Source organism: Spirillospora sp. NPDC046719, from assembly GCF_040645715.1.
In the GTDB taxonomy this organism is placed as follows: domain Bacteria; phylum Actinomycetota; class Actinomycetes; order Streptosporangiales; family Streptosporangiaceae; genus Spirillospora.
Genome location: NZ_JBEYYT010000457.1, coordinates 1 through 7,257, shown reverse-complemented (window position 1 = coordinate 7,257; position 7,257 = coordinate 1). Strand labels below are relative to the sequence as shown.

The 7,257-nt window shown below is 74.9% G+C and carries 8 protein-coding genes; 5 read left to right on the top strand and 3 right to left on the bottom strand.

The genetic code is table 11. The features are described 5' to 3' along the window. Nucleotides 1–1,018 (bottom strand): helix-hairpin-helix domain-containing protein (locus ABZ914_RS42850; RefSeq protein ID WP_500200518.1); only part of this gene is annotated, 1,018 nt, incomplete at its 3' end. Between the two features lie 159 nt (nt 1,019–1,177). Further along, nucleotides 1,178–2,131: an aldo/keto reductase gene (locus ABZ914_RS42845; protein WP_500200517.1), complete on the bottom strand. Its 954-nt coding sequence runs from the start codon at nt 2,129–2,131 to the stop codon at nt 1,178–1,180. 237 nt (nt 2,132–2,368) lie between these two features. Between ABZ914_RS42845 and ABZ914_RS42840 the strand changes: the two genes are divergently transcribed. Continuing rightward, nucleotides 2,369–3,223 (top strand): undecaprenyl-diphosphate phosphatase, encoded by an 855-nt coding sequence (locus ABZ914_RS42840; RefSeq protein ID WP_500200516.1) that lies wholly within the window; start codon nt 2,369–2,371, stop codon nt 3,221–3,223. 121 nt (nt 3,224–3,344) lie between these two features. Beyond that, entirely contained in the window at nt 3,345–3,986 is a 642-nt protein-coding gene (locus tag ABZ914_RS42835; RefSeq protein WP_500200515.1) for a hypothetical protein, read from the top strand. Between the two features lie 29 nt (nt 3,987–4,015). Here ABZ914_RS42835 and corA read toward each other — a convergent pair whose 3' ends face one another. Continuing rightward, nucleotides 4,016–4,996 carry a magnesium/cobalt transporter CorA gene (corA, locus tag ABZ914_RS42830; RefSeq protein ID WP_500200514.1) on the bottom strand — a complete coding sequence of 327 codons (981 nt, stop codon included), beginning with the start codon at nt 4,994–4,996 and terminating at the stop codon, nt 4,016–4,018. A 77-nt stretch (nt 4,997–5,073) separates the two neighbouring features. Between corA and ABZ914_RS42825 the strand changes: the two genes are divergently transcribed. The 3 genes from ABZ914_RS42825 (at nt 5,074) to ABZ914_RS42815 (ending at nt 7,228) form a co-directional block, all read left to right on the top strand. Further along, nucleotides 5,074–5,799 (top strand): histidine phosphatase family protein, encoded by a 726-nt coding sequence (locus ABZ914_RS42825; RefSeq protein WP_500200513.1) that lies wholly within the window; start codon nt 5,074–5,076, stop codon nt 5,797–5,799. Nucleotides 5,800–5,809: 10 nt separating this feature from the next. Continuing rightward, on the top strand, nt 5,810–6,358 hold the full coding sequence (locus tag ABZ914_RS42820; protein ID WP_190857237.1) for a DUF3090 domain-containing protein: 549 nt from the start codon (nt 5,810–5,812) through the stop codon (nt 6,356–6,358). Nucleotides 6,359–6,451: 93 nt separating this feature from the next. After that, the gene (locus tag ABZ914_RS42815; protein ID WP_433154323.1) at nt 6,452–7,228 is read left to right on the top strand and encodes an SCO1664 family protein; all 777 of its coding nucleotides are present in this window, start codon (nt 6,452–6,454) and stop codon (nt 7,226–7,228) included. Nucleotides 7,229–7,257 lie beyond the last annotated feature (29 nt).

The following is a 7,257-nucleotide window of genomic DNA, read 5'->3' as shown; positions in this document are numbered from 1 at the left end:
CGGCCCGCTCGGTCGGCGCGGCGACCGCGGCGCGCAGTCCCCGCGACGCGGCGGCCGCCGCGATGCCCGCGGCGACCTCGGCGAGGGCATCGGGCGCGGCGCGCAGGACGCTGACGCCGGTGCGCAGCGCGGCGGTCAGCGCGAGCGAGCGGTCCTCGGGCAGCCCGGCGCGCAGCTCCTTGACGGCGTCGTCGTCGAGCAGCGGAGCGGCGGTGAGGGTCAGCCGCTGGAACCCCTCGGCCGCCGCCTCCTCCGCCAGCGCCCACCGCGCGGGCCCGAGCGTCTCCTCCGGCTCGGGCGGCTCGGCGTCCTCGTCGAAGGACTCCTCGTCGAACTCCGGCTCCTCGGTGAGCGTGACGACCTCGCCGCCGTCCAGCGCGGCCTCGACGGCGGCGCGCGTGTCCGCGACCCGGGCGCGCTCCAGCGCGGACACCACGTCGGCGAGGGGCGTGACGGTGTGGCCGCGGCGGGCCGCCTCGGTGAGCAGGTGCAGGACGAGCGCGCCGCCGCGCCTGGGGTCGTCGGGCCGGGCGTCCGGTCCGAGCAGGGCGCGCGCGAAGTGGTCCGCCTGGGCGGGCTGGACACCGGGGACGCTCAGCAGCCGCCACGGGTCCTCGCGCAGCCGCGCGGCGGCGCCGGGACCGAGCCGCGCCGCCGTCCGCGCGGCCAGCCCGGCGGGGACGCCCAAGGAGGCGAACAGCTCGTCGAGCGCGGCCCGGCCCTCGCGGGCGTCGGCGGGCAGCGCGGCGGAGGCGGCGGCCTGAGGACGGGCCGGGCCTTGCCGCTCCGGTCCCTGCTGCCCGGGTCCCTGCTGCCCGGATCCGTGCTGCCCCGATCCCTGCGGGCCGGGCTCCTGGGGGCCGGGTCCTTGCGGGCCGGCGGCGCGCCTGGCGCGGGCGGCCTCGGCGGCGCGGGCCCCGGCGGCCTCGGCCGCACGCATCGCCTCGGCGGCGCGGGCGGCGCGCTCCTGCGGGGACTCGGGCGAGGGGCTGTCGATGTCAGGTGGGGTGTCGGTCACGGGCTTCCCGTCGCGGCTTCTCACGGTTGGCGGTGGACCGTCCCGAGCGTGCCACGGACGGCCCGCCCGGTCACGGAGGCGGGCACGGGAGGGGCGGTCGCGGGGCGGGCGGTCATCGGGCGGGCGGTCACGGTGCAGGCGGACACGGTGCGGGCGCGGTCACTGGTGGGAGGGGGACATGTCGGAGACGTCGTCCAGGGCGCCCCGGATCTCGTTCGGCAGCGTCAGGTCCTCGCTGTCCAGGATGGCCCCCAGCTGCGCGGCGGTGCGGGCGCCGACGATCGGGGCGGCGACCCCGGGCCGGTCCCGGACCCAGGCCAGCGCCACGCTGAGCGGCGACACGCCGAGGCCCTCGGCGGCGGTCACCACCGACTCCACGATCCGCGCGCACTCCTCGTCCAGGTAGGGCTGGACGAAGTCGGCGAAGCGCGGCGCGGCGGCCCGCGACCCGGCGGGGATGCCGGTGCGGTACTTGCCGGTGAGCACGCCCCGCCCGAGCGGCGAGAACGGCAGCAGCCCGGCGCCGGCGTCCAGCGCCGCCGGCACCACCTCCCGCTCGATGTCGCGGCTCAGCAGCGAGTACTCCAGCTGCGCCGACACGATCGGGGCGCGGCCCGGCCAGGCGCGCTGCCACGCGGCGGCCTTGGCCACCTGCCAGCCCGCGTAGTTGGAGACGCCGACGTAGCGGGCGCGGCCGGACGCCACCGCCTCGTCCAGCGCCGACAGCGTCTCCTCCAGCGGCGTCGCCGGGTCGTAGACGTGCAGCTGCCACAGGTCGACGTGGTCGAGGTCCATCCGGTCCAGGGACGCGTCCAGGGCGCGCAGCAGGTGCCGGCGGGACCCGTCGTAGCGCCCGTTCGGGCGGATCGCCGCCTTGGTGGCGATGACGAAGGCGTCGCGGTCGACGACCTCGCGCAGCAGGGCCCCGAGGATCCGCTCGCTGTCGCCGTCGCTGTAGACGTCGGCGGTGTCCACCAGCGTGCCGCCGGCCTCCGCGAACGCCACGAGCTGCTCCGCGGCCTCGTCCGGCTCGGTGTCCTGGCCCCACGTCATGGTGCCCAGCCCCAGCCGGGACACCAGCAGCCCGCTCCGCCCGAGGTGACGCTCCTTCATAGGCGGTCAATCTAGCGGTCATCGCGGGCGCCCCACGGCGCCGTCACGGTCCGCGTCCGCCCGGTGACGTGCGCGAAGGCAGGTGTACGGCAGGTGACGGGAACATGAGCATGATTCGTCTCGGCAGTGGCCGAAAAGGGTGTTCTCGCAGGTGGCACGGGCGTCGGGCCGGACGGCGGCGGTGCGCGGGAACCGGGGCGCGGCGGGCGGCGGATACGCTTCACCGGGATCGGCGCCGTGGCCGATCTCGCATTCGGAGGGGACCCGCCGCTCGTGAACGTCGTGGAAGCGACCGTGCTCGGGATCGTCCAGGGACTCACCGAGTTCCTGCCGATCTCCAGCTCCGGTCACCTGCTCATCGTGCCGAAACTGCTCGGCTGGAAGGACCCGGGCGCGGCCTTCACCGCCGTCATCCAGCTCGGCACCATGGCCGCGGTCGTCATCTACTTCTGGCGCGACCTCGTCCGCATCCTGACGACGTGGACGAAGAGCCTGTGGACGCCGGAGCTGCGCCCCCAGCAGGACGCGCGGCTCGGCTGGTACATCGGCCTCGGCACCGTCCCGGTGGCGGTCATCGGCCTGGCCCTCAACGGCTTCATCGAGGGCGGCGCGCGGAACCTGTGGCTGAACGCGTCCTCGCTGATCGTCCTCGGCCTGGTGCTGATGGTCGCCGAGTGGGCCGGCATCGGCAAGCGCGAGGTCGCCGACCTGAACATGCGGGACGGCCTGATCATCGGCGGGTTCCAGGCGCTCGCGCTGATCCCCGGGTCGTCGCGGTCGGGGTCGACGATGACCGGGGCGCTGTTCCTCGGGTACACCCGCGAGGCCGCCGCCCGCTACTCCTTCCTGCTGTCGATCCCGGCGGTGGTGCTGTCGGGTCTGTTCGAGCTGCGCAAGGCGTTCGACGGGTCGCTGCAGGTCGTCCCGACCGCGATCGCGACCGTGGTGTCGTTCGTGGTCGGGTACGCGTGCATCGCCTGGCTGCTGAAGTTCCTCACCCGGCACTCCACGAACGTGTTCGTGTTCTACCGGGTGGCGCTCGGCGGCGTCCTGATGGGCCTGCTCGCGGCCGGCGCGATCTCCGCGACCTGACCCGCCCGCCCCCGGACCCGGCCGCGCCCGCGCTCCGCGGGCCGGACGCGCCGCCTGACCCGCGCGAAGATCCTCGTGGGATCTGTTCCGGCGGGTCACCGCCGGGCTAAAGTGCCGGGCCATGGCACCATCCCCGTACTCGATGCACTCGCCGGAGGGCGCCGGCGGGCCGTCCGCCGACCCGGTGTTCGGCGCCGGCCCCGGCGACGACCCGGGCTACCTCGCCTCGCTGCGGGGCACGACGGTGCTGGGACGGATGCGCCTGATGATGCTGGTGCTGGTCGGCGCGCCCGTGCTGATCCTCGCGCTGACCCCGCTGATCGTCGACAACCGCGGCGGCGCCGCCGGGGACGCCCCGCCGTGGATCTACGCGCCGCTGCTGCTGGCGGCGGCGGTCGCGGCCCTGGCCGGTCCGCGCGCCCCGCTGGCGATGGCGCCCGGCGCCGAGCCTCCGGCGGCGGCGCGGCTGGCGCTGACGCAGTTCCGGCAGGCGGTGCTGCTGCGGTTCGCGCTGGCCGAGGGCGTGATCCTGCTGGGCCTGCCGCTGGCGATGATCGGGCACGCCGTGGTGGTGTTCGTCGCCGGGTTCGTCGTCGGCTACCCGCTGCTGCTGTGGCTGGCGCTGCCGACCAGGGGAGGGGTGGAGCGGCTGCGCCGCCGGCTGGAGGCGCAGGGCGCCGAGTCGCACCTGTGGGCCGTGCTGCTGGCCGCGCCGCCCCCCGAGCTGCTCTCCGGCCGGACGCCCGGCCGGGACGCCGCGTGATCCCCGCGCCTTGAGGCCGTCCGCCCGCCCTACAGCCAGCCGCTCTTGCGGAGCCTGAGGTAGAGCAGCACGCACACGACCGCCATCAGGACCAGGACGACCGGGTACCCCCACGTCCACTTCAGCTCGGGCATGTGCGTGAAGTTCATCCCGTAGATCCCGGCGATCGCCGTCGGCACCGCGATGATCGCCGCCCACGCGGAGATCTTGCGCATGTCCTCGTTCTGCCGCTTGCCGAGCAGCGCCAGATGCGCGTTCAGCACGCTGTTCAGCAGCTCGTTGTGCGCGTCGACCTGCGCGTCCACCCGCAGCAGGTGGTCGAGCACGTCGCGGAAGTACTCCCGGGTCCCGGCGCACTCGGAGACCCGGCCCTTGGCGATCTCCTGCAGGACCGGCACCAGCGGGTCCTCGGCGGTGCGGAACTCCAGCACCTCCCGCTTGAGCGAGTAGATGTCGGCGGTCACGTCGCGGGCCCGCGGGTCGAACACCGCCCGCTCCAGCCCGATGATGTCCACCTCGACCTCGTGCGCGACCAGCCCGTACCGGTCCACCACCTCGTCGCACACCGCGTACAGCACGGCCGTCGCGCCGTGCTTGAGCAGGTCCTTGTCCTCCTCCAGCCGCTTACGGACGGGCCCGAGCGGGTTCCCGGCGCCGTGCCGGACGGTGACCGCGAAGTCCGCGCCGAGGAACACCATGATCTCGCCGACCTCGATGTCGGACGTCTCGTCGACGTAGGCGAGCGTCTTCAGCACCACGAACAGGGTGTCGTCGTAGCGCTCCATCTTCGGCCGCTGGTGCGCCGACACCGCGTCCTCCGCGGCGAGCGGATGCAGCCGCAGCTCGTCCTTGACGAGCTCGAACTCCTCCTCGTCCGGCTCGTACAGGCCGATCCACAGGAAGCAGTCGCCGTTCGCCCGCGCCAGGTCGAAGGCGTCGCTGATGTCGCCGTCGATGTCGCTGCGGACGCCGCCCGCGTAGATGGCCTTGTCCACGATCACGGCATGCATTGTCGCGCATCCGGCGCGCCGCGCGGAATCGCGCCGGTGATCACATCCGGTCCGCGCATCTCCTACAGTGGCCAGTTGTGACGACCCTTCTCCTGGTAAGGCACGGCCTGACCGCTATGACCGGGCCGGTGCTGGCCGGCTGGACCCCCGGCGTGCGGCTGGACGAGCGCGGCCGCGCGCAGGCCGCCGCGGTCGCCGGGCGCCTGGCGGCGCTGCCGCTCGCCGCGGTCGTCTCCAGCCCCCTCGACCGGTGCGTCGAGACCGCCGAGTCGGTCGCCGCCCCGCACTCCCGCGACGCCGGCGGCACCGTCGACAAGGTCGAGATCGACGAGCGGTTCGGCGAGGTCCGCTACGGCGACTGGACGGGCCGCCCGCTCAAGGAACTGGCCGAGGAGCCCCTGTGGCGGGTCGTGCAGGCCCACCCGAGCGCCGCCCGGTTCCCCGGCAAGGACGGCGAGGCCATGGCGGACGCCCAGCACCGCGCCGTCGCCGCCGTCCGCGACTGGAACGAGCGCATCGCCGCCGCGCACGGCCCGGACGCCGTCTACGCCGTGTGCAGCCACGGCGACATCATCAAGGCCGTCGTCGCCGACGCGCTCGGCCTCCACCTGGACCAGTTCCAGCGCATCCAGGCCGACCCCGCGTCGGTCACCGCGATCCGCTACACCGAGCTGCGGCCGTTCGTCCTCCGCCTCAACGACACCGGCGGCGACGTCGCCGGTCTCCTGCCCAAGCCGGACGAGGGCGATGACCGGAAAACCGGATCCGGGGCGAGTGACGCGGTCGTCGGCGGCGGCGCGTAGGGTCGATGTCATGCCCGTCATCTCCTACGACCTGCCGGAGCGGTTCGTCGCCGGCGCCGTCGGGCGCCCCGGCGACCGCGCCTTCTACCTGCAGGCCCGCGCGGGCCGCCGCGTCACCAGCGTCGGCCTGGAGAAGTTCCAGGTGACGCTGCTGGCGGAGCGGCTCGAGGAGCTGCTCGACGAGGTGCTGCGGCGCAGCGGCGGCGAGGCCCACGTCCCCGCGGTCACCCCGTCCGAGCTGCGCGACGACGGCCCGCTGGAGCAGCCGGTCGAGGAGGAGTTCAAGGTCGGCACGATGGCGCTGGCCTGGGACCCCGACGACGAGCGCGTCGTCATCGAGGCGCAGGAGGTCACCGAGGCCGAGGAGGACGCCGAGGTCGGCGAGGACGACCCCGCCATCGCGGTGCTGCGGGTGCGGATCAGCGCCGCGCAGGCCCGCGCGTTCGCCGAGCGGGCCCTGCAGGTGGTCGCCGCCGGACGGCCGCCGTGCCCGCTGTGCGGGCTGCCGCTGGACACCGAGGGCCACGTGTGCCCCCGCCAGAACGGATACCTGGGCTGAGATGCGCGCGGTCGGCACGCCGGGCCGGGTCGCGGCCGCCCCGGACCGGGACCCGCGCTGGATCAAGGGCGGGGCGGCCGGGAGAATGAGCGCATGACGCAGTCCTCCCGGGACCGGGCCCCCGCCGGCGACCCCTCCGGCGACCGGGTCTCCCCCCGCGACGTCCCCGCCGCCGAGCGGCTGCTGCTGGCCGGCCGGCTGTCGATCGAGGGCCGCCTCGTCCAGGCCTCCAACGCCACCCTGTACTGCACGGTCGAGCACGACGGCGTCAGCGCCGCCTGCGTCTACAAGCCCGTCGCGGGCGAGCGGCCGCTGTGGGACTTCCCCGACGGCACCCTCGCCGAGCGGGAGGTCGCCGCCTACGAGGTGTCCAAGGTCATGGGCTGGGGCACCGTCCCCCCGACTGTCCACCGCGACGGCCCGTACGGCCCCGGCATGGTGCAGCTGTGGGTCGAGCCCGACCCCGACACCGACCTGGTCGCGCTGTCGCGCTCCGACGACGACGCCATCCGCCGCATGTCGGTGTTCGACGCCGTCGTCAACAACGCCGACCGCAAGATCGGGCACCTGCTGCCGCCCGGCGACGGCCACGTGTACGGCTGCGACCATGGCGTCTGCTTCTCCGTGGAGTACAAGCTGCGGACGGTGCTGTGGCAGTGGCGCGGCAAGCCCCTCACCCCCGAGGCGGTCGAGGCCCTCGGCCGCGTCGACCGCGCCCTGCGCGACGGCCCCCTCGCCGCCCGTCTCTCCGAGCTGCTCACCGAGGAGGAGGTCGACGCGACCCGCCGCCGCGTCGAGCTCATGCTCAAGCACCGCATCCACCCCTATCCCCCCGAGGACTGGCCCGCCATCCCCTGGCCTCCGCTGTGACCCAGGGGGGACGACCCCCCTGGAACCCC

What these genes read in the sequence shown, in the direction of transcription:
- ABZ914_RS42845 (WP_500200517.1), bottom strand. Translation starts at nt 2,131, where the DNA reads ATGAAGGAGCGTCACCTCGGGCGGAGCGGGCTGCTGGTGTCCCGGCTG.
- ABZ914_RS42815 (WP_433154323.1), top strand. Translation starts at nt 6,452, where the DNA reads ATGACGCAGTCCTCCCGGGACCGGGCCCCCGCCGGCGACCCCTCCGGC.
- ABZ914_RS42820 (WP_190857237.1), top strand. Translation starts at nt 5,810, where the DNA reads ATGCCCGTCATCTCCTACGACCTGCCGGAGCGGTTCGTCGCCGGCGCC.
- corA (WP_500200514.1), bottom strand. Translation starts at nt 4,996, where the DNA reads ATGCATGCCGTGATCGTGGACAAGGCCATCTACGCGGGCGGCGTCCGC.
- ABZ914_RS42835 (WP_500200515.1), top strand. Translation starts at nt 3,345, where the DNA reads ATGGCACCATCCCCGTACTCGATGCACTCGCCGGAGGGCGCCGGCGGG.